This is a genomic window from Actinoplanes sp. NPDC048796 (assembly GCF_040650035.1).
Taxonomy (GTDB): domain Bacteria; phylum Actinomycetota; class Actinomycetes; order Mycobacteriales; family Micromonosporaceae; genus Actinoplanes.
Genome location: NZ_JBEZGO010000001.1, coordinates 207,479 through 227,667 on the forward strand (window position 1 = coordinate 207,479; position 20,189 = coordinate 227,667).

The following is a 20,189-nucleotide window of genomic DNA, read 5'->3' on the forward strand; positions in this document are numbered from 1 at the left end:
GCCCGCCGCCGGGCTGTCCTGCAACGAAAGCTCAAACCATGAACTCCCTGCTGACCGCCCTCGACGGCGCCCACCTGCACGACATCCTGCTACCCGGATACCTGGACACCGACAACGGACCACCCCGCTTCGCCCGGTTGATGGGCCGTGCCTACCTCGACCTGGGCGACCGCCTGCTCCACCTGGACGGCACCGCCTACGAAGGTTTCCTGACCCTCAGCTTCGCCACCGAGCCCACCACCTCGGACTACATGATCGGCGAGGACGAGGAGTTCGCCACCGCCTCGATCGGCTCCCTGTTCTTCGACACCACCATGCCCCACCCGATAACCGAGATCCGCTACGCGGCGACCGCCCGCTTCGGCGCGCTCGAACCCGACCCCGCCCCCGGTTCGTTCCTGGTCCGCTGCGCCGAGTTCCGCCTCCACCACGGCACCCGCCTCTTCTTCGACCCGATGTGCGTCGAGCGCCTCCAGATGGCCTCCTCCGACGGTTACGAGACCTGGCAGGCGAATGACCGCCCCCGGGACGAGCAGGTCTTCGGCCCGGTCGAGGAGCACCACTGGACAGCGCCGCCGGCCGGCCCCGGCCCAAATCGTGCGACAGGATTCTCCAGCATCGACCACACTGTGCCGACGCTGGAGGCAGAAACTCGACGGGCGGGATCACCTACGGCAGATCGAGCTGCTCGCCCTTGACGTGGTCGCCGCGGCACGGGAGGAGGGATGGCAAACGTGTGGCGACGACCCGGCGGACGCCACCCCGTTGCAACGCTCGGTCAACGAACTGGCGCGCATTCTTCGGCACCATCACTTCCCGGACGACGGCTGCGGTGAACCGGACCGGCCCACACCATGGTGACCACCGCGCTGGAGACCACTCGGGGCCTGTTGGACAACTGGGCACAGGGCCGTGATGTCCATCCCGCTCGACCCCGGCGCAGCCAGATCCGCGCCGTCATCCGGGGGTGGGCCGGGCCGATCACCCTGTCACCCAGTCACGCCGCCCGGAACGGCCTGGGCGGGCTCTGAGGCCGGAGCGGTCTCGCCGGGCGTGGGTTGAGTCAGCGCCGCCAGGCGCGGGCGTTGCCGGACAGCCCGGCGGCCGGGGACGGCCCGGACCACCTCTCAGCTGGGCCCTGCGGCGGGGGCTTGTCGCTGATTCCGTATCTCTAAGAGGTCTTGCGCAGGAGGCGCTGGCGGCGGGCCTCGCGCTTCTCCTCGAAGCGGGCGGCCTGGGTGTCCAGGTCGGCCATGTGGGCGGCCAGTTCCTCGCGGGCCTTCTCGCCGTCGCCGGTCAGGTCGGTTCGGCTGAAGACGTTCCACTGGCGGATGACGGGCTGCAGGACCTCGTCGCGGTGCTGGCGCAGGTCGTAGATGCCGGCCAAGGCTATCGACAGCGCCTTGCGGCCGAAGCCCTCGATGTTGGCGCCGGGCATCTCGAACGAGCTGACCACGTCGGTCACCGCGCGCATGGCGTGGTTGGGGTCGAGGTCGAAGGCGGCGGCCAGCAAGTTGCGGTAGAAGACCATGTGCAGGTTCTCGTCGGCGGCGACGCGGGCGAGCAGCTGCTCGGCGAGCGGGTCGCCGGTGGCCTTGCCGGTGTTGCGGTGCGAGATGCGGGTGGCGAGCTCCTGGAAGGCCACGTAGGCGATCGAGTGCAGGATCTCGTCGGGGTGCCCGTTGCTGTAACCGGCCTGCATGTGTGACATGCGGGCGCGTTCCAGCTCGGTGGGGTCGACGGCCCGCGAGACGGTCAGGTAGTCGCGCAGGGCGATGCCGTGCCGGCCCTCCTCGGCCGTCCACCGGTGCACCCACGTGCCCCAGGCGCCGTCGCGGCCGAAGAGCGTGGCGATCTCGTGGTGGTACGAGGGCAGGTTGTCCTCGGTGAGCAGGTTGACGATCAGGGCGGTGCGGGCGACGTCGGGGATCTGCGAGTCGTCCTCGCGCCAGGGGTCGCCGCCGAGCAGGCCGTCGAAGGTGCGGCCGTCGCTCCACGGCACGTACTCGTGGGGGAACCACTCCTTGGCCAGCGAGAGGTGCCGGTCGAGGTTGGTCGCCACAACGGGCTCCAGCTCGATGAGCAAGGCGGTCTGATCCATGTCCCCAACCTCCAACTGCCCAGCACTCCCTACGGTTACGCAACCGTAGGTTACTCCCCCACCCCGCCGGTGAGCGCGGGGCTGGCACGCGTCGACCACGATGGATGGCCACGACCGACCCTCGAGGAGGCAGTCTTGGTACGACGCGCGCTCATCGCTCTGATCGCCACCGTCGGATTGATCGCCCCGGCCGTTCCCGCGGCCGCTTCCGACAAGTCGCTTTTGCAGGAGAAATTGGACGCCGTGCACGCGGCCGGCATGCCGGGTGCGTTTGCCGAGGTGCGGGACGGGAAGAAGACCCTGCGGCTGACGACCGGGGTCAGCGACGTGGCCACCGGGGAGCCGGTCCGCGACGGCCTGCGCCACCGCGTCGGCAGCATCTCGAAGACGTTCCTGGCCACGACCGTGCTCCAGCTCTCCGGGGAACGCCGGCTCGACCTGGACGCGCCGATCGGGCGCTATCTGCCCCGGCTGGTGCCGGCCGACGTCGGGCGGCGGGTGACCCTGCGGACGCTGCTCAACCACACCAGCGGGATCGGCGACTACGACACCGAACTGCTGAAGACGGCCGAGGACATCATCACGCTGTGCGAGCGGACGTACCGGCCGGAGCAGCTGGTCCGGATCGGGCTGGCCGCCCCGCCCACCGAGCCCGGCGTCTACTCGTACTCGAACACCAACTACGTGCTGGCCGGGCTGATCGTCGAGAAGGTCACCGGGCACAGCTACCGCGGTGAGATCGGCCGGCGGATCCTGCAGCCCCTCGGGCTCAGGGACACCTACTTCGAGGGTACGGATCCGCTGATCCGCGGGCCGCACATGCACGCGTACGTCCCGTGGACCGACGGCGAGCTGCGCGACTTCACCCGCTGCAACATGTCGTGGGGCTGGGCCGCGGGCGAGATCGTCTCCACCGCCCGCGACCTGAACGTGTTCTACCGCGCGCTGCTGACCGGCCGCCTGCTCAAGCCGTCCCTGCTGGCCCAGATGAAGACCACCACGGGCGTGGACGGGTACGGGCTCGGCCTCTACTACGTGGATCTGCCGTGCGGCCGGATCTGGGGACACGACGGCGGAACCATCGGCCACCAGACCGTTTCCTGGCACAGCCCGGACGGGGTGCGTCAGGTGACGTACGCGCAGAGCATGGCCTTCTATCAGACCTCGCCCACCGAACCGCACCCGATCGACGTGGCGGCGAGCGACTTCCTGGTCACCGCGCTCTGCGGCGACCAGGCCGTCACCCTGAAGTCGTCCTACGTGGAACCGTTCAGGACCCGCTGACCACGGGGTACAGGTCGGCCGCCGGCGCGGCCCACGTGGCGGCGTCGGCCTCGACCTGCTCCCCCGAGCGGATGTCCTTGACCGTGTCGGGCTCGCCCTCGCGGCCGGGGAACCAGACGTACGGGATGCCGCGCTTGTCGGCGTACTGGATCTGCTTGCCGAACTTGGCGGCGGTCGGCGCCACCTCGGCCGGGATGCCGCGCTTGCGGAGGGCGGCCGCCGTCCGGTCGCACGAGCGCCGCAGCTCCTCGTTGGGCAGCGCGACCACCACGCAGGTCGGCACCGAGCGGGAGACGGACAGGGCGTTCTGCCCGAACAGGACGCCGAGCATGCGGGAGACGCCGATCGAGATGCCGACCCCGGGGAACTTCTCGTTGCCGACGGTGGCCAGGTTCTCGTAGCGGCCACCCGAGCAGACCGACCCGAAACGCTCGTAGCCCTCGAGCTGGGTCTCGTAGACCGTGCCGGTGTAGTAGTCGAGGCCCCGCGCGATCTTCAGCTCGGCCACCACCAGGCCGGGGTTGATGTCGCGGGCCGTCTCGACGACCTGGAGCAGTTCCTCGAGCCCTTCGTCCAGGAGCGGGTCAGTGACGCCCAGTTGGCGAACCGCATCGGCAAACGAGCCGTTTTCCGATGAGATCTCCGCCAGCTGGATACACGCCTCGGCCTGTTTCTGGGACGCGCCGGCCGTCTCGATCAACTGCTCGATGACCTTGGCGGGGCCGATTTTGTCCAATTTATCGACAACGCGCAGCACCTGAGCCGTGTCCTCGAGACCCAGGCCCCGGTAGAAGCCCTCGCACACCTTGCGGTTGTTGACCTGGATGCGGGCCTTCGGCAGCGGCAGCCCCGACAGCACGTCCCCGATCACCAGCGGCATCTCGGTGTCGTAGTGGAACGGCAGCGTCCCCCGGTTGACCACGTCGATGTCGGCCTGAAGGAACTCGCGGTAGCGGCCCTCCTGCGGCCGCTCGCCGCGCCACACCTTCTGGATCTGGTAGCGCTTGAACGGGAACTGGAGCTTGCCCGCGTTCTCGGTGACGAAGCGGGCGAACGGCACGGTCAGGTCGAAGTGCAGCCCGAGCTGGTCGTCGCTCTTCTGACCCTCCTCGGCCTGCAGGCGGCTCAGCAGGTAGACCTCCTTGGAGGTCTCCCCCTTGCTGAGCAGGGTCTCCAGCGGCTCGACCGATCGCGTTTCCAGCGGGGCGTAGCCATACAGCTCGAACGTGGCCCGCGCGCGGTCGATCACCCGCTGCTCGATCATGCGCTGCGGCGGCATCCATTCGGGAAAACCGGAAATGGGCATTCTCAGAATCTCCTAGGAAAAAAGTCTTCAGAGACCACGGCGCGGTGCGTCAGCCAGTTCCCGCAAGTAGGGGTTCTGGGCGCGCTCGCGGCCGATGGTCGTGGCCGGTCCGTGGCCGGGCAGGACGACGGTGTCGTCGGCCAGCGGCAGGATCTTGTCCCGCAGGCTGGCCAGCATCGTCTCGGTGCTGCCGCCCGGCAGGTCGGTGCGACCGATCGAGCCGGCGAAGAGGACGTCCCCGGAGAGGCAGACCTGGTCCGCGTCCCACGTGGAGCTCGCGCCGGGCAGTCGGAACAGCACCGACCCGCCGGTATGGCCCGGCGCGTGGTCGACGGTCACCTCGAGGCCGGCCAGCGACAGCGTGGCGCCGTCGGTCAGCTCGGCGACGTCCTCGGGCTCCGAGTACTCGATGCGGCCGCCGAACAGCTGATTGAGGTCCATGCTGAGGCCCTTGGACGGGTCGGCCAGCATCTCCCGGTCGGCCGGGTGCACGTACGCCGTGATGCCGCGCGCGCCGCACACCGGCGCGACGGAGAAGGTGTGGTCGAGGTGGCCGTGGGTGAGCAGCACCGCGGCCGGGTGCAGCCGGTGCTCGGCCAGCACCTCGTCGAGGCGGTCGAGAACACCGATGCCGGGATCGACGATCAGGCATTGCTCGCCGGGGCCGGTGGCCACGACGTAGCAATTGGTGCCGAAGGCATCGGCCGGAAAGCCGGTGACGAGCACAACGGCCCCTCTCTCACAGATTAGAGCGAAATCGTAACGAGAGTAGCCCGGCGGTCGCACACCACTTTCCCAGGAGGTACCCGTACACTCTTGCGGGCGTGTGACAAGGGTCGTAGGAAGGACAGGTTTCGGTGGCATCCAGCAGGGACCGGCAGCGCAAGCTGGCGCGGGCGAAGCTCGATCGGCAGATGGCCCGGCGAGCCGTGAAGGAGCGCCGCCGACGCCGCATGCTCGCGGGCGTCGGGTCCGGTGTCGCGGTCCTGCTCATCGTCGCCGGCATCGCCTGGGCCGGCGGGGCCTTCGACTCCGACGACGCCGAGACCACGGCGGCCGAGGACATCTGCGCGTGGACGCCGCAGAGCGCGACCGCCAACCCCAACCTCAAGGACGTCGGCACCCCGCCCACGACCGACATCCCGACCTCCGGCACGCGGACCATGACGATCACCACCAACCAGGGTGACCCGATCAAGGTCAGTCTCGACAACACGCTGTCGCCCTGCGGTGCGGAAAGCCTGGCGTTCCTGGCGGGCAAGAAGTTCTACGACAACACCGACTGCCACGAGATCACCACGTACGGGGCGATCCGTTGCGGCGACCCGAGCGGCACCGGCCAGGGCGGCCCGACGTACAGCGTCTACAACGAGAACGTGCCGTCCGCGCCCGAGCCCAGCCCGTCGGCCTCCACCGGCACGGCCGGGAAAGCGCCGCTCTACCCGAAGGGCACCGTCGCCCTGATCGGCGACCCGCCGGGCACCAACGGCAGCCAGTTCCTCATCTTCGCCAAGGACTACAGCCCGGCCACGCCGGAGTTCTCGATCGTCGGCACGGTGGCCGGCGGCCTCGAGACGGTGACGAAGATGAGCAAGATCGAGACGGTGGCGAACGCCACCGGCGACAAGGTCAAGCCCAAGCAGAAGATCACCATCAAGAGCCTGACTGTCGGCGACGAGGCCACCGCCCCGTCTCCGTCGGCGAGCACTCAGTCTTAATCCCCACGGCCGAACACAGCAGGAGGAACACCGTGTCGTCGATCAAGGACCGGCAGCGCGCGGCGGCGCGGGCCCGGCTCGAGAAGGAGATGTCCGAGCGCGCCGCGGCAGCCCGCAAGCGCCGGCAGCGCCAGGCCATCATCGGCTCGGCGATCGCGGTCGTGCTGATCGCCGGCGCCGCGGTGCTCGTCGTCACCCAGCTCAACAAGGACGACAAGAAGAGCACGTCGTCGGCCAGCCCGGTGCCGGCCGGCCAGGTCGCCTGCACGTGGACGCCGAACACGGACACGTCGACCGGCGCCAAGATCAAGGATGTCGGCGGCACTCCCCCGGCCACCGTGCCGAACACCGGCACCGACACCATGAACATCGCCACCAGCCTCGGGACGATCTCGGCCACTGTCGACAAGACCAAGGCGCCCTGCACGGCGGCGGCGTTCGAATTCCTCGCCAGCAAGAAGTTCTGGGACAACACCAAGTGCCACCGCCTGGTGACCGAGGGCATCAAGGTCCTCCAGTGCGGCGACCCCTTCGCCACCGGCAAGGGATACCGCCAGACCGACGGCTCGGGCGGACCGAACTTCGAGTACCCCGAGGAGAACCTGCCGGTCGGCAAGGACCCGACCTACCCGACCGGGACCCTGGCCATGGCCCGTACCCAGCAGCCGGGCACCACGGGCAGCCAGTTCTTCCTGGTGTACGGGGACATCGCGGCCGCCTCGCTGCCCGCGCAGTACACGGTGCTCGGCACCGTGACGAAGGGCCTGGACATCGTCCAGAAGGTGGCCAAGGCCGGCAGTGACAACGCCAACGGCCAGGGCGACGGCCACCCCAAGCAGGAGATCGACATCAAGTCGCTCACCATGGCGGCCGCCTGACATTCCGCACAACGCGACAGAAGAGCCCGAGGGGATTCCCTCGGGCTCTTCGGTCAATTTCCGCCGTTCTCGTCTGTGGCGAAGTCAGGCGCCGGACGTGACCCGGTACGCGTCGAACACACCGTCCACCTTGCGCACCGCGGCGACCAGGTGGCCCAGGTGCTTCGGGTCGGCCATCTCGAACGTGAACCGGCTGACCGCCACCCGGTCGCGGGTCGTGGTCACGGTCGCCGACAGGATGTTCACCCGCTCCTCGGAGAGCACCCGGGTCACGTCGGCCAGCAGCTTGTGCCGGTCGAGCGCCTCGACCTGGATGGCCACGAGGAACGTCGACGCGCTGGTCGGCTTCCAGGTCACCTCGACCACGCGCTCCTCCTGCTCGCGCAGGTCCTCCGCGTTGGCGCAGTCCTCCCGGTGCACGCTGACGCCGCCGGACCGGGTGACGAAGCCGAAGACCGCGTCGCCCGGCACCGGGGTGCAGCAGCGGGCCAGCTTGACCCACACGTCGCTGACACCCTTGACCACCACGCCCGGGTCCTGGGCGGTGCTGCGGTTACGCGGCGGGCGGGTGGCGACGGCGGTCTCGGCGATGTCCTCGACCGCGCCCTCCTCGCCACCGAAACCGGCGACGAGTTTCTGCACGACGGACTGGGCGCTCACCGTGTTCTCGCCGATGGCCGCGTACAGCGAGGCCACGTCGGGCAGGTGCAGGTCGCGGGCGATGGTCGTCAGGTTCTCGTTCGTCAGCATGCGCTGCAGGGGCAGGCCCTGCTTGCGCATCGCCTTGACGATCGCCTCCTTGCCGACCTCGATCGCTTCCTCGCGGCGCTCCTTGTTGAAGTACTGCCGGATCTTGGTACGGGCCCGGGGGCTCTTGACGAAGCCGAGCCAGTCCTGCGTCGGGCCGGCGTTCGACGACTTCGACGTGAAGATCTCGATGACGTCGCCGTTCGACAGCGTCGACTCGAGCGGGACCAGCTTGCCGTTGACCCGGGCGCCGATGCACTTGTGCCCGACCTCGGTGTGCACCGCGTACGCGAAGTCGACGGGGGTCGAGCCGGTCGGCAGCGGGATGACGTCGCCCTTGGGCGTGAAGACGTACACCTCCTGGCTCGACAGGTCGAACCGCAGCGCGTCGAGGAACTCCGACGGGTCGCTCGCCTCGCGCTGCCAGTCGAGCAGCTGCCGCAGCCAGGTCATCTCGTCGATGTGCGCCGGCGGGCCGACGATCGTCGCGCCCTTCTGCTCCTTGTACTTCCAGTGGGCGGCGATGCCGAACTCGGCCGTGCGGTGCATGGCGAAGGTGCGGATCTGCATCTCGACCGGCTTGCCGGTCGGGCCGATGACCGTGGTGTGCAACGACTGGTACATGTTGAATTTCGGCATCGCGATGTAGTCCTTGAACCGGCCCGGCACCGGCTGCCAGTTCGCGTGGATGACGCCCAGCGCGGCGTAGCAGTCGCGGACCGTGTCGACCAGGATGCGGACGCCGACGAGATCGTAGATGTCGTTGAAGTCCCGGCCCCGCACGATCATCTTCTGATAGATCGAGTAGAGGTGCTTCGGGCGGCCGGTGGTCTCCGCCTTGATCTTCGCGGACTTCAGGTCGAGCGAGACCCGGTTGGTCACCTGGCGCAGCAGCGCCTCACGCTGCGGCTGGTGCTCGCCGATGAGGCGGTTGATCTCCTCGAACCGCTTCGGGAACAGCGTGCCGAAGGCGAGGTCCTCGAGCTCCCACTTGATCGTGTTCATACCGAGGCGGTGGGCCAGCGGGGCCAGGATCTCCAGCGTCTCCTTGGCCTTCTGCTCCTGCTTGGGACGGGGCAGGAAGGTCAGGGTGCGCATGTTGTGCAGCCGGTCGGCCAGCTTGATGACCAGCACCCGCGGGTCCTTGGCCATCGCCACGACCATCTTGCGGATGGTCTCGGCCTTGGCCGCGTCGCCCAGCTTGACCCGGTCGAGCTTGGTGACGCCGTCGACCAGCAGCGCCACCTCGGCGCCGAAGTCGGCCTTCATCTGCTCGAGCGAGTAGTCGGTGTCCTCGATCGTGTCGTGCAGCAGGGCCGCGACCAGGGTGGTGGTGTCCATGCCGAGGTTGGCCAGGATCGTCGCCACCGCGAGCGGATGCGTGATGTAGGGGTCGCCGGACTTGCGGTACTGACCCGAGTGCCAGCGGGCGGCCACGTCGAAGGCGCGCTGGAGCATGCGCCCGTCGGCCTTGGGGTGGCTCGCCCGGTGAGTGGCGATCAGCGGCTCGAGAACCTCGCTGACCTGCGTGCTCTGCCACGGCGCGTTGAAGCGCGCGAGACGGGCCCGGACCCGGCGCCCGGTGGGCGCGCTGGCCAGGCCGAACCTTTCCTCACCCCCGGGCAGCGGCTGGGTGGCCTCGGCGTCGGCCGCGGGAACGGCCGGCCGGGGGCCGTCAGGCTGTGACTCGACAGCGGGCGCCGTAGCGTCCGCACCGGTCCGTGTGTTCTCGGTCGGCTGCACCGTGCCCTCCGCCGGAGGGGCGACGTCGCTGGACACCGGCCTCCTCACACCCTCGTCAATAGTGGGTTGGTTCACCTGGTTAGGAACGCCATCCTACCCGCACCCTCTTCCCCGATAACCCGGCCGAAGCCCGAGAAAAGAATCAGACGGTCAAGAGCGCGTGCACCGTACGGGGGCGCAGCCGCTCCCGGCCCTTCAGGAACGCCAGCTCCATGAGCACCGTGAAGCCGGCGACCGTGCCGCCGGCCCGCTCGACCAGCTCCAGCGCGGCGGTCGCCGTACCGCCCGTGGCGAGCACGTCGTCGACCACCAGGACGCGCTGTCCGGCGATGAACGCGTCCTCGTGCACCTCGAGGGTGGCTTCACCGTATTCGAGCTCGTACGAGGCCGACAGGGCCTTGCGCGGCAGCTTGCCGGCCTTGCGCACCGGCACCACGCCGGTCCCGGTGGCGTAGGCGATGGCCGCGGCCACCACGAAACCGCGGGCCTCGACGCCGGCCACGACGTCGAAACTGTCCGCGCCGTGGTGCGCGATGATCCCGTCGATCACCCGGCGGAACGCCGGCCCGTCCGCGAACAGCGGCATGAGGTCCTTGAAGACGACACCCGGCTTGGGGAAGTCGGGCACGTCCACGGTGCCGCTCTCGACGACGGCGGCCAGGTCGGTGTGCTGGTCTGTCACGGGGGCAAGCCTTTCACAACGAAAAGGGCGGCCCGACCGGGCCGCCCTTTTCTGTGCCGACGTGTCAGCGGCGCTTGCCGCCCGGCCGGTTGCCCGGACCGCGGTTGGCGTTACCGCCGGTGCTGCGCTTGGCCGTGGGCCGGGCGCCGGGACGCGGCGCCGAGGACGCCAGGGCCGGGGCCTCGTCCGACTCGGTCAGGTTCGACTGGCGGCCGGCGCGCTCGCCGCGGGCCACGTCGCCGGACTTGGCCTGGGCCCGCCGGGCCAGGACCCGGGCGGTGTGCGCCTTGATCTTCGGCTCGCGGTCCTTGAACACGGTCAGCAGCGGCGCCGCGAACATGATCGAGGCGAGGACGCCGAAGCCCATGCCGACGAACAGCACCAGGCCGAGGTCCTTGAGCGTGCCCGCGCCGAGCAGGCCGGCGCCGATGAACAGCAGGCCGCCGACGGGCAGCAGGGCCACCAGACCGGTGTTGATCGAGCGCATCAGGGTCTGGTTGACCGCCAGGTTGGCCGCCTCGTTGTAGGTGCGGATGCTGCTCGCGGTGATGCCCCGCGTGTTCTCCTGCACCTTGTCGAACACGACCACCACGTCGTACAGCGAATAACCCAGAATCGTCAGGAAGCCGACCACCGTCGAGGGCGTCACCTCGAAGCCGACCAGCGAGTACACGCCGGCCGTGAAGATCAGGTCGAGCAGGAGCGAGGAGACGGCCGCCGCCGCCATGCGCCACTCGAACCGGATGATCAGATAGATCATGACGACGATCAGGAAGATGATCAGACCGAGCAGCGCCTGCCGGGTCACCTGCCCACCCCAGGCCGCGGAGACCTGGTCGTCGCTGACCTTGGTGGCGTCGAGCTTGAGGTCGCTCACCAGCGCGGTCTTGGCCTGCTCGGCCTGCGCCGCGGTGAGCGTCGAGGCCCGGACGGTGTACGTGTCGCCGCCACCGCCGGTGCTGCCGAGCGTCTGCGACGAGACGACCTTGGCGGCCGGGTCGACCGACTTGATCGCCCGATCGACCGCGTCCGACACCTCGTCCTCGGTGTAGGTCGTGCTGCCGGTCGTGGCCGGCACGCTGAACGACGTGCCGCCGGCGAACTCGATGCCCAGGTGGAACCCGCGGACCGCGATGCTGGCGATGGAGATCAGCACGAGCACGGCCGCGATGGTGAACCACAGCTTGCGCCGGCCGATGATGTTGACATTGGCCTCACCCGCGTAGAGCCGGGCGGCAAGACCTTGGCTGGCCATGTCAGGCCTCCTTGACGTCGGTCGGAGCGCGGCGCAGCACGCGGCCGAGACCACTCACGCGCGGCGAGAGGAACGCCTTGGTGCTGGCGAACATCGTCATGATCGGGTGACGGAAGAGGAACACCACGACCAGGTCGAGCACCGTCGCGACGCCCAGTGCGAAGGCGAAGCCCTGCACCGCGCCGACCGAGACGATGTACAGCACCACGGCGGCGAGGATCGTGATCGTGTTCGCCGAGATGATCGTACGGCGGGCGCGGGCCCAGGCCCGTGGCACCGCGCTGCGTGGACTGCGGCCCTCGTGGATCTCGTCCTTCAACCGTTCGAAGTAGATGACGAACGAGTCGGCCGCGACACCTAGTGACACGATGAATCCGGCGATACCGGCCAGGGTCAGGGTGAAGCCGACCGTCCGGCCCAGGAAGACCAGGGCGCCGAAGGTGAGCAGACCGGACAGCAGCAGGCTCAGGAAGATGACCGAGCCGAGCAGGCGGTAGTAGAAGAACGCGTAGATCGCCACCAGGCCCATGCCGATCGCGGCCGCGATCAGACCGGCCTGCAGCTGCTGGGTGCCGAGGGTGGCCGAGACGGTCTGGGCCGGGCCCGAGCTGAAGGTGACCGGCAGCGCGCCGAAGTTCAGCTGGTCGGCGAGCTCCTTGGAGCTCTTCGCGTTGAACTGGCCGGTGATCTGCGAGGTGCCGGTGAGCACGCCCTGGATCTGCGGGGCCGAGATGACCGACTTGTCGAGCACGACCGCGACGGCGCAGTGCTCGATCGAGCCGTACATCGCCGTGGCGGCGGTGTAGCAGGGCGCCGACGAGGTGGCCTCGAAGGCCTGCCGGGTCAGCGCGGCCCACTTGGTCGAGCCCTCGCTCTTGAAGTCCAGCGAGACGACCCACTGGCCGGTCTGCTGGTCGAGCTGCGGGCTGGCCTTGTCGATGTCGTCACCGACGACCGACGCCTTGTCCATCAGGATCTTGCCGCCGTTGTAGCAGGCGACGACCTGGCTGTCCTTGTTGTCGATCGCGCCGTTGGGACGGGCGTCGAGCTGCGGGCAGCCGACGGTCGGCACGTACATCTGCATCTGCGGGGTGAGGACGTTGACCTCGTCGCCGCTGAGCTTCGCGAACGGGGCGTACGCCTTGCCGGCGTTGGGGTCGGTGCTCAGGTCGACCGGCGCGGTCAGCTTGCTCGCGGCGGCCCAGACGGCGGTGCCGACCTTCTTCTGGACCTCGGCCAGCAGCGCCTTCTCGTCGGCCGTGGCCGGCGGCGTCGCGGCGGCGCTCGGGCTCGGGCTCGCGCTCGCGCTCGCCGAGGCGGACGGCGTGGGGGTCGGCGTCGGGGCCTTCACGACCTCGCCGCCACCCTGACCACCGGACGAGGGGCTGTTGGAGGCGGCCGGAGCCTTCGCCGGGGTCGACGGCTTGGCGCTGGAGCCGGCGCCCGGCTTGGCGCTGGAGCCGGCGCTCGGCTTGGCGCTGCCGGACGCGCTCGGGGCCGGCGTCGCGGTCGGCGGGTTCAGCGCCACCGTCGAGACGTCGCCGGTCGCGCCGATCACCAGGCGGAAGCGCATCTGCGCCGCCTGCGACAGGTCCTTGAGCTGGTCGTCGGCCTTACCGGCGAGGGAGACCACGATGTTGCGGTCACCCTGGATGACCACCTCGGCCTCGGAGACGCCGAGCGCGTTGACGCGCTGGTCGATGATCCCGCGGGCCTGCTCCATGCTCTCCTTGGACGGCACCTGGCCGCCCTGCACGGAGGCGATGTAGGTGGCCTGCGTGCCACCGACCAGGTCGAGACCCAGTTTCGGGTGCAACCGGTCGGTGAAGCTGCCACTCGCGCCACCCGCGAAGAAGACCAGCAGATACAGAACGACGAAGATGAAGCCGAGCACGGCGAGCTGCCGTCCGGGATGCATCTGTCCCTGTGGTGGTCGTGCCACGGCTTTCGGTCTCCCTGTGTCTTAATGTCCGAATCTGGTGGCCGCGCGCGGCCTGACGGACCGGCCCGTCTGGACCGGCCCGCCGGAGTGAACTGTCAGTCCTTTTTACGCGTGTCGACGATCGGGTCGGCGACCGGCTCCTCGACGGCGGGCTCGGCGGCCTCCTCGATCACGCCGGTCTCCACCGGCGCGTCGGCCTGCGAGACGACGCGGGCGATCGCCGGGCGCGCGAACTGCACCTCGACGCCGTCGGCGATCTCGAGGTGGACGACGTCGTCGCCGACCGAGACCACGGTGCCGTGCAGGCCACCGATCGTCACGATCCGGTCGCCCGGCCCCAGCGCGTTCTGCATCTGCTGCGCCTCGCGGCGGCGCTTCTGCTGCGGCCGGATCATCAGGAAGTACATGACGGCGAAGAGGAGGACGATGAGAAGCAGCGGCGTGAAGCTGCCACCACCCGATGCCTCGGCTGCCTGAATCACCAAAAAAGCCTTCCGTAGGCCGCCGGCGACGCGCCCGTGCGCGTGACCGGGGCGATAAACACATCCCGGGTTGGAACGGCGGCGAGTCTAATCGGTCAACCTGGGAAGTCCGAATGCGGCACACATCACGTTCGCATTACGAGGAATCTCTCACGCGTCGCGTGCGAACAAATCCCCTTGGACCACGCCCGACGGGGGCGTCTTTCCCAGGTGCACCCAACCCGCTTCGGTGGCGACCCGGCCTCTCGGCGTACGGGCCAGAAGCCCGGCCCGCACCAGGAAAGGCTCGCACACCTCCTCCACGGTGTCAGACTGCTCGCCGACCGCCACCGCCAAGGTGGACAAACCGACCGGCCCGCCCCGGAAAGACTCGATCAGCGCCCGCAGCACGGCCCGGTCGAGACGGTCGAGGCCCAGCTCATCCACGTCGTACACCTTGAGGGCGTCACGGGCTGTGGATTCGGTCACCACGCCGTCGGCGCGTACCTCGGCGAAGTCCCGAACGCGCCGAAGGAGACGGTTTGCGATACGCGGTGTCCCCCGCGACCGGCCGGCGATCTCGGCCGCCCCCTCCTCGGTGATCGGCACGCCGAGGATGCGAGCCGAGCGGTGCAGCAGAGCGTCCAGATCGGCCGGTGAGTAGAAGTCGAGGTGGGCCACGAAGCCGAACCGGTCACGCATCGGGCCGGACAGCAGGCCGGCCCGGGTGGTCGCGCCGACCAGGGTGAACGGCTCGACGTCGAGCGGGATGGCGGTGGCGCCGGGGCCCTTGCCGACCACGACGTCGACCCGGAAGTCCTCCATCGCGCTGTAGAGCAGTTCCTCGGCCGGCTTGGCGATGCGGTGGATCTCGTCGATGAACAGCACGTCACCCGGCGCGAGGCTGGTCAGGATCGCGGCCAGGTCGCCACTGCGCTCGATCACCGGGCCGCTGGTGGTGCGGATGCCGGTGCCGAGCTCGGCCGCGACGATGTTGGCCAGCGTGGTCTTGCCGAGGCCGGGCGGCCCCGACAGCAGGATGTGGTCGGGCGGCGCGCCGCGGCCCATCGCGCCCTTGAGCAGCAGGTCGAGCTGGTCACGGACCCGGTGCTGGGCGATGAACTCGGCCAGCCGGCGCGGCCGGACGCTGGCCTCGGCGTCGAGATCCTCGTCGCCCGCGTCGGCCGAGACGAGATCGCTCATCGGGTCTTGCCCAGCAGCCTGATCGCCTGGCGCAGCAGCTGCGGAACGGGCGGAACCTCACCGTCGATCGACTCGGCGACCGCGGCCACGGCCTGGTCGGCCTGGGCAGCGGACCAGCCGAGCGCGAGCACACCCTGGCGCACCTGCTCCTGCCAGGCGCCGCTGAGCATGGTGCCGTTCTCGCCGGCGATCGGCATCGGGCCGATCTTGTCGCGCAGCTCGAGGACCATGCGCTCGGCGCCCTTCTTGCCGATGCCGGGAACCCGGGTCAGGGTGGCCAGGTCACCACCGGCGAGAGCCCGGCGGACGGTCTCGGGCGAGTGCACGGCCAGCACGGCCTGGGCGAGGCGGGGACCGACGCCGCTGGCCGTCTGCAAGAGCTCGAACAGGTGCTTCTCGTCGTCGTCGGCGAAACCGTAAAGGGTCAGCGAGTCTTCCCGTACGACCATGCTGGCGGCCAGTCGCGCCTCGGCTCCCGGCTTGAGCCCGGCCAGGGTCCCCGGCGCGCAGTGCAGCTGCAGGCCGACCCCGCCGACCTCGATGACGGCGCTGTCGGCCGCGATGGCGGCCACGACCCCCCGCACACTGGCGATCATCGGCGGGTTCCCCCCTTGAGTTTCTGCGCGGCGGCCCGCTGGGCGGCCACCTTGGTGGCCGCGGCGACGGCCGCCGCCTGGATACGGGCGCGGGTGCCGCCGCGCCAGATGTGGCAGATGGCGATGGCGAGCGCGTCGGCCGCGTCGGCCGGTTTCGGCGGCGCGTCGAGCCCGAGCAGCCGGGTCACCATCGCGGTCATCTGCGCCTTGCCGGCCGTACCGGACCCGGTGATGGCGGCCTTGACCTCGCTCGGCGTGTAGGTCTCGACGGGCAGCCCGGCCCGCGCCCCGGAGAGAATGGCGACGCCGCTGGCCTGGGCGGTGCCCATCACGGTCCGCGCGTTGTGCTGCGAGAACACCCGCTCGACGGCAACGCTCTCGGGCTGGTGCTCGGCCACGAGCTCACCGAGCGACTTGTCGAGATGCAGCAGCCGCAGAGCGATGTCGTCGTCGGGCTCGGAGTAGACCACGTAGTAGGCGACCAGCTTGCACGGACGGCCCGGCATGCCCTCGACGACTCCGACTCCGCAGCGTGTGAGCCCCGGGTCGATGCCGAGCACGCGCACCATGGACCTCCCCTGCCTCACGTACGTGTGTTCGACACCCTAGTACGGCCGCCACTTGCGCCCGGCAGCGACACGCCCCGACGATGGCAGTGGAGGGGGTGAGCCCCATGTATCTCGTGCCGCCCATGGACGACGAGCCACCACCCGACTACGTCACGTTCGTCGCCCTGCACGTCAACGACCTGCGCCGCGAGACGCTGCGCCTGGTCGGCGGCGACCGCGAGGCCGCCCACCTGTACATGGACGTCCTGGCCGACGTGGCCTGCCACTGGCGCCGCCTGCTCTGGCGCCGCCGCCTGCTGGGCCACCCCCAGGCCGCCGCCGACTACATGACCCACCGCCTGGCCACGAGGACAAAACAGTGGCGAGACGACCAGTTCTACGAGGTGGACGTACGGGTGATCCCCCCACCGCCGGCCTATTACAGCCGCTCGGGCCCCACGGCGTCCCTGGCCCTGCGCAAGGCCGACCTGCTCCCCGACACGCACCGCTCAGGCGTGGAGGCCACCGCCGACGCCGGCATAGCGTGGGTCCAGGCCTACCGCCGCCAGCTGTGGCACCGAGCCGGCCGCCTCATAGTCGGCGGCATCCTCCTGATAGCCGCAATGATCCAATTCATGACCTCGATCTCCACCACGCCTTGAGCACGCGATTAGGCATCGACCTCGGACATTGTCCTGCGCCGACTCAACGGGTGCGGTACTCGGACTCGAGCTCGGCGAGAAGGACATTGCGTTCCCGGATGTAGGCAGGCACGTCACCGGTCAATGTCAGGCGGTGGATGTGTACGAGCCCGTCGTCGTCGGGGCGCCCCTCGGCCTGATCCACGATCCAGTACTCAGGGATGCCCTGCTCCGCATACCAAGCAGCCTTTTCGGTGTACTCACCGTTCGGTGACCGCTCCGACACGACTTCGACGACCAGGCTGTAGGACGATCCCGGCAGGCTCGAAACCTCCTGCAGCCCCGACGGCAGGGTGGTGACCACGCCAACGTCGGGAAGACGGCAGTCCCGGGGCAACTTCCCGCGGACGCCAGGATCCTCGAAGGCTTTGGCTCCGGCCGCGCGCAGCATCGTACAGATGCGCCACGCCAACTCTTTGTGCCAGAAGCTGGAAGGCGTCATGATGACGAGATTTCCCCCGCGCAACTCGTATCGGTAGCCCTCGGGCAACGAGGCCAGGTCGTCGACGTCGAGGTCCTCGATCGGCGGCAGAGAAATGCTGGTCATCACGGACACCCCCTCGCCGGTCAGCGTATCCGCTTCGAGCGTGATCACCATGGTGGACCTGCCCATCAAGACGCCGATGGCGACGAACCGATCGATCCGTCGCCATGGACGATACTGGTCTCACGACTAGATGTCATCGGACCAGGAGTGCCAAAAGGAGACGGGGCCGGTCGCCAAGCGACCAGGCCCCGTTTCCCGGATGCGATATCAGGCGTCGATGGCGGCCATGACCTCGTCGCTGACGTCGAAGTTCGCGAAGATGTTCTGGACGTCGTCGCAGTCCTCGAGGGCGTCGATCAGCTTGAAGACCTTGCGGGCGGCCTCCTCGTCGACCGGGACGGTCATCGTGGGGACCAGGGAGGACTCGGCCGAGTCGTACTCGATGCCGGCGTCGACGACCGCCGTGCGGACCGCCACCATGTCGGTCGGCTCGCTGACGACCTCGAAGGAGTCGCCCAGGTCGTTGATCTCCTCGGCGCCCGCGTCGAGGACGGCCATCATGAGGTCGTCCTCGCTCAGGCCCGCCTTCGGCACGATCACGATGCCCTTGCGGTTGAACAGGTACGACACGCTGCCGGCGTCGGCGAACGTGCCGCCGTTGCGGGTCAGGGCCGTCCGCACCTCGGTGGCCGCGCGGTTCCGGTTGTCGGTCAGGCACTCGATGAGCAGGGCCACGCCGTTGGGGCCGTAACCCTCGTACATGATCGTCTGCCAGTCGGCGCCGCCGGCCTCGAGGCCGGAGCCCCGCTTGACCGCGTTGTCGATGTTGTTGTTGGGGACGGAGCTCTTCTTCGCCTTCTGGATGGCGTCGTAGAGGGTCGGGTTGCCCGCCGGGTCCCCACCGCCGGTGCGGGCCGCGACCTCGATGTTCTTGATGAGCTTGGCGAACATCTTGCCGCGCTTGGCGTCGATGACGGCCTTCTTGTGCTTGGTCGTCGCCCACTTGGAGTGGCCGGACATGCAAAACCTCCGTGTTGTCAGGCGGCCTGGCGGACCATCTCGACGAAGTACCGGTGGACGCGAAGATCGCCGGTGAGCTCCGGGTGGAAAGCCGTGGCGAGCAGGTTGCCCTGCCGAACGGCGACAATCCTACCGGCGGCGGGTCCGTCGCTCACGCGGCCCAACACCCGCACGTCGTCGCCGACCTCCTCGACCCATGGCGCGCGGATGAAAACAGCGTGAAAATCGTCGCCGGTGATGTCCTCGATCGTCACCGCGGCCTCGAACGAGTCGACCTGCCGGCCGAACGCGTTGCGCCGCACGGTCATGTCGATCCCCTGGAAGGACTCCTGGTCTTTCCGTCCGTCGAGCACCGTGGAGGCCAGCATGATCATGCCGGCGCAGGAGCCGTAGACGGGCATGCCGTCGGCGATCCGCTTGCGGATCGGGTCGAGCAGCCCGAACGCCACGGCCAGGTTGCTGATGGCTGTCGACTCGCCGCCGGGGATCACCAGCGCCTCGACGTCGGCCAGCTCCTCGGGCCGCCGGACGGGCCGGGCCAGGACGTCGCTCTCGGCCAGCGCGGCCAGGTGTTCGCGCACGTCGCCCTGCAGGGCCAGCACTCCGATGTTCACCGGGCAAGCTTAGGCTCGTCGCGTGTTCGCCCTGCGCCGGGTGCGCGACCACATCGACCGGCATTCCGCCGACCAGATCAGGCTGAGCGATTTGTCGCGCTTGGCGGGCATGTCGCGCTTTCATTTGGTACGGGCGTTCCGGTCGGCGTACGGCGTGACACCCATCCACTACCTGTCCCGCCGCCGCATAGCGCACGCCCAGGAGCTGCTGCGCCACGCCAACCTGACCGTCACCGAGGTCTGCATGGCCGTGGGCTTCTCGTCCCTGGGCTCGTTCTCCTCGCGCTTCACCGAGCTGGTCGGCGAGAGCCCGGCCGCCTACCAGCGCCGCTACGCCACCGACAATCCCCACATTCCGGGCTGCTATCTGTTCATGCGCGGCGTCATACCGCAATCGGGGAGAAGCGCGGCCGGCGACACCGGGCCTAGCGTCAGCCCATGATTCTGAACATCTCGCTGACCACGGTCTACTGCCTCGACCAGGACGCCACCTGCGACTTCTACGTCGAGCACCTGGGCTTCGAGCCGCGCGTCGACACCATGCTCGGCGAGTTCCGCTGGGTCACCATCGCGCATCCGGCCCAGCCCGAACTGGAGGTCACCCTCATGGTGCCGGGCCCGCCCCTGTCACCGGAGTCCGCCGATCTCGTGCGCAAGCAGCTCGAGTCGGGTCAGATCGGCGGCCTCGGCCTGCGCGTGGACGACTGTCACAAGACGTACGCCGAACTCAGCGCCGCGGGCGTGGTCTTCCTTCAAGAGCCTTCCGACCGGCCGTACGGCGTCGAGGCCGTCATGCGCGACAACACCGGCAACTGGCTGGTGCTCGTCGAGCCGCGAACCTGAGCGTTCTAACCGTTTCGCAACCGTCCCGCACTCAGCGCGCTCCCGGCAAGGCCCGAACAG

Annotated in this window: 21 protein-coding genes; 7 read left to right on the forward strand and 14 right to left on the reverse strand. The window is 69.2% G+C overall.

Features of this window, described 5'->3' with window-relative positions; translation table 11 throughout:
* Window positions 1-38: 38 nt before the first annotated feature.
* On the forward strand, window positions 39-698 hold the full coding sequence (locus tag AB0C26_RS00990; RefSeq protein WP_360239471.1) for a hypothetical protein: 660 nt from the start codon (window positions 39-41) through the stop codon (window positions 696-698).
* 473 nt (window positions 699-1,171) lie between these two features.
* Here AB0C26_RS00990 and AB0C26_RS00995 read toward each other — a convergent pair whose 3' ends face one another.
* Window positions 1,172-2,101: an acyl-ACP desaturase gene (locus tag AB0C26_RS00995; RefSeq protein ID WP_360239474.1), complete on the reverse strand. Its 930-nt coding sequence runs from the start codon at window positions 2,099-2,101 to the stop codon at window positions 1,172-1,174.
* 135 nt (window positions 2,102-2,236) lie between these two features.
* On the opposite strand from AB0C26_RS00995, the gene AB0C26_RS01000 reads away from it, so the two are divergent.
* Complete coding sequence (locus tag AB0C26_RS01000; protein ID WP_360239475.1) at window positions 2,237-3,385, forward strand: serine hydrolase domain-containing protein; 1,149 nt, start codon at window positions 2,237-2,239, stop codon at window positions 3,383-3,385.
* Here the strand turns inward: AB0C26_RS01000 and hisS are convergent.
* Both hisS and AB0C26_RS01010 read right to left on the reverse strand, forming a co-directional pair.
* Entirely contained in the window at window positions 3,372-4,691 is a 1,320-nt protein-coding gene (hisS, locus tag AB0C26_RS01005) for a histidine--tRNA ligase (protein WP_360239478.1), read from the reverse strand. The genes AB0C26_RS01000 and hisS overlap by 14 nt on opposite strands.
* 27 nt (window positions 4,692-4,718) lie before the next feature.
* A complete protein-coding gene (locus tag AB0C26_RS01010) occupies window positions 4,719-5,417 on the reverse strand; it encodes an MBL fold metallo-hydrolase (RefSeq protein ID WP_360239481.1) in 699 nt (232 codons plus the stop codon).
* Between the two features lie 131 nt (window positions 5,418-5,548).
* Between AB0C26_RS01010 and AB0C26_RS01015 the strand changes: the two genes are divergently transcribed.
* Both AB0C26_RS01015 and AB0C26_RS01020 read left to right on the forward strand, forming a co-directional pair.
* Window positions 5,549-6,409 carry a peptidylprolyl isomerase gene (locus AB0C26_RS01015; RefSeq protein WP_360239484.1) on the forward strand — a complete coding sequence of 287 codons (861 nt, stop codon included), beginning with the start codon at window positions 5,549-5,551 and terminating at the stop codon, window positions 6,407-6,409.
* Between the two features lie 32 nt (window positions 6,410-6,441).
* A complete protein-coding gene (locus AB0C26_RS01020; RefSeq protein WP_360239487.1) occupies window positions 6,442-7,287 on the forward strand; it encodes a peptidylprolyl isomerase in 846 nt (281 codons plus the stop codon).
* Window positions 7,288-7,371: 84 nt separating this feature from the next.
* Here AB0C26_RS01020 and AB0C26_RS01025 read toward each other — a convergent pair whose 3' ends face one another.
* The 8 genes from AB0C26_RS01025 to ruvC all read right to left on the reverse strand — a co-directional run bounded on the left by AB0C26_RS01025 (window position 7,372) and on the right by ruvC (window position 16,482).
* Window positions 7,372-9,813 carry a bifunctional (p)ppGpp synthetase/guanosine-3',5'-bis(diphosphate) 3'-pyrophosphohydrolase gene (locus tag AB0C26_RS01025; RefSeq protein ID WP_360239490.1) on the reverse strand — a complete coding sequence of 814 codons (2,442 nt, stop codon included), beginning with the start codon at window positions 9,811-9,813 and terminating at the stop codon, window positions 7,372-7,374.
* Between the two features lie 106 nt (window positions 9,814-9,919).
* Complete coding sequence (locus AB0C26_RS01030) at window positions 9,920-10,459, reverse strand: adenine phosphoribosyltransferase (protein ID WP_360239492.1); 540 nt, start codon at window positions 10,457-10,459, stop codon at window positions 9,920-9,922.
* Between the two features lie 64 nt (window positions 10,460-10,523).
* Complete coding sequence (gene secF / locus AB0C26_RS01035; protein WP_360239494.1) at window positions 10,524-11,714, reverse strand: protein translocase subunit SecF; 1,191 nt, start codon at window positions 11,712-11,714, stop codon at window positions 10,524-10,526.
* Between the two features lies 1 nt (window position 11,715).
* Entirely contained in the window at window positions 11,716-13,632 is a 1,917-nt protein-coding gene (secD, locus tag AB0C26_RS01040; RefSeq protein ID WP_360243427.1) for a protein translocase subunit SecD, read from the reverse strand.
* Window positions 13,633-13,751: 119 nt separating this feature from the next.
* Window positions 13,752-14,138 carry a preprotein translocase subunit YajC gene (gene yajC / locus AB0C26_RS01045; protein ID WP_360239497.1) on the reverse strand — a complete coding sequence of 129 codons (387 nt, stop codon included), beginning with the start codon at window positions 14,136-14,138 and terminating at the stop codon, window positions 13,752-13,754.
* A 150-nt stretch (window positions 14,139-14,288) separates the two neighbouring features.
* On the reverse strand, window positions 14,289-15,320 hold the full coding sequence (gene ruvB, locus AB0C26_RS01050) for a Holliday junction branch migration DNA helicase RuvB (RefSeq protein ID WP_360239500.1): 1,032 nt from the start codon (window positions 15,318-15,320) through the stop codon (window positions 14,289-14,291).
* The gene (gene ruvA, locus AB0C26_RS01055) at window positions 15,317-15,916 is read right to left on the reverse strand and encodes a Holliday junction branch migration protein RuvA (RefSeq protein ID WP_360239503.1); all 600 of its coding nucleotides are present in this window, start codon (window positions 15,914-15,916) and stop codon (window positions 15,317-15,319) included. Before ruvA ends, ruvB begins: the two co-directional genes overlap by 4 nt.
* Entirely contained in the window at window positions 15,913-16,482 is a 570-nt protein-coding gene (gene ruvC / locus AB0C26_RS01060; RefSeq protein ID WP_360243430.1) for a crossover junction endodeoxyribonuclease RuvC, read from the reverse strand. Before ruvC ends, ruvA begins: the two co-directional genes overlap by 4 nt.
* Before the next feature lie 107 nt (window positions 16,483-16,589).
* Between ruvC and AB0C26_RS01065 the strand changes: the two genes are divergently transcribed.
* A complete protein-coding gene (locus AB0C26_RS01065; protein WP_360239505.1) occupies window positions 16,590-17,126 on the forward strand; it encodes a hypothetical protein in 537 nt (178 codons plus the stop codon).
* 43 nt (window positions 17,127-17,169) lie between these two features.
* Here the strand turns inward: AB0C26_RS01065 and AB0C26_RS01070 are convergent, their stop codons facing one another.
* The 3 genes from AB0C26_RS01070 to pdxT form a co-directional block, all read right to left on the reverse strand.
* Complete coding sequence (locus AB0C26_RS01070) at window positions 17,170-17,763, reverse strand: Uma2 family endonuclease (RefSeq protein WP_360239508.1); 594 nt, start codon at window positions 17,761-17,763, stop codon at window positions 17,170-17,172.
* 156 nt (window positions 17,764-17,919) lie between these two features.
* A complete protein-coding gene (locus AB0C26_RS01075) occupies window positions 17,920-18,672 on the reverse strand; it encodes a YebC/PmpR family DNA-binding transcriptional regulator (protein ID WP_360239510.1) in 753 nt (250 codons plus the stop codon).
* A 17-nt stretch (window positions 18,673-18,689) separates the two neighbouring features.
* A complete protein-coding gene (gene pdxT, locus AB0C26_RS01080) occupies window positions 18,690-19,286 on the reverse strand; it encodes a pyridoxal 5'-phosphate synthase glutaminase subunit PdxT (protein WP_360239512.1) in 597 nt (198 codons plus the stop codon).
* Between the two features lie 22 nt (window positions 19,287-19,308).
* Between pdxT and AB0C26_RS01085 the strand changes: the two genes are divergently transcribed.
* Complete coding sequence (locus AB0C26_RS01085) at window positions 19,309-19,728, forward strand: AraC family transcriptional regulator (RefSeq protein ID WP_360239514.1); 420 nt, start codon at window positions 19,309-19,311, stop codon at window positions 19,726-19,728.
* On the forward strand, window positions 19,725-20,129 hold the full coding sequence (locus tag AB0C26_RS01090; RefSeq protein WP_360239516.1) for a VOC family protein: 405 nt from the start codon (window positions 19,725-19,727) through the stop codon (window positions 20,127-20,129). Before AB0C26_RS01085 ends, AB0C26_RS01090 begins: the two co-directional genes overlap by 4 nt.
* Window positions 20,130-20,189: the final 60 nt, after the last annotated feature.

Bases quoted from the DNA above. Each gene is read 5' to 3' on its own strand.
- AB0C26_RS01075 (WP_360239510.1), bottom strand. From the start codon at position 18,672: ATGTCCGGCCACTCCAAGTGGGCGACGACCAAGCACAAGAAGGCCGTC.
- secD (WP_360243427.1), bottom strand. From the start codon at position 13,632: ATGCATCCCGGACGGCAGCTCGCCGTGCTCGGCTTCATCTTCGTCGTT.
- ruvA (WP_360239503.1), bottom strand. From the start codon at position 15,916: ATGATCGCCAGTGTGCGGGGGGTCGTGGCCGCCATCGCGGCCGACAGC.
- AB0C26_RS01090 (WP_360239516.1), top strand. From the start codon at position 19,725: ATGATTCTGAACATCTCGCTGACCACGGTCTACTGCCTCGACCAGGAC.
- AB0C26_RS01070 (WP_360239508.1), bottom strand. From the start codon at position 17,763: ATGGTGATCACGCTCGAAGCGGATACGCTGACCGGCGAGGGGGTGTCC.
- ruvB (WP_360239500.1), bottom strand. From the start codon at position 15,320: ATGAGCGATCTCGTCTCGGCCGACGCGGGCGACGAGGATCTCGACGCC.
- AB0C26_RS00990 (WP_360239471.1), top strand. From the start codon at position 39: ATGAACTCCCTGCTGACCGCCCTCGACGGCGCCCACCTGCACGACATC.
- hisS (WP_360239478.1), bottom strand. From the start codon at position 4,691: ATGCCCATTTCCGGTTTTCCCGAATGGATGCCGCCGCAGCGCATGATC.
- secF (WP_360239494.1), bottom strand. From the start codon at position 11,714: ATGGCCAGCCAAGGTCTTGCCGCCCGGCTCTACGCGGGTGAGGCCAAT.
- AB0C26_RS00995 (WP_360239474.1), bottom strand. From the start codon at position 2,101: ATGGATCAGACCGCCTTGCTCATCGAGCTGGAGCCCGTTGTGGCGACC.
- AB0C26_RS01065 (WP_360239505.1), top strand. From the start codon at position 16,590: ATGTATCTCGTGCCGCCCATGGACGACGAGCCACCACCCGACTACGTC.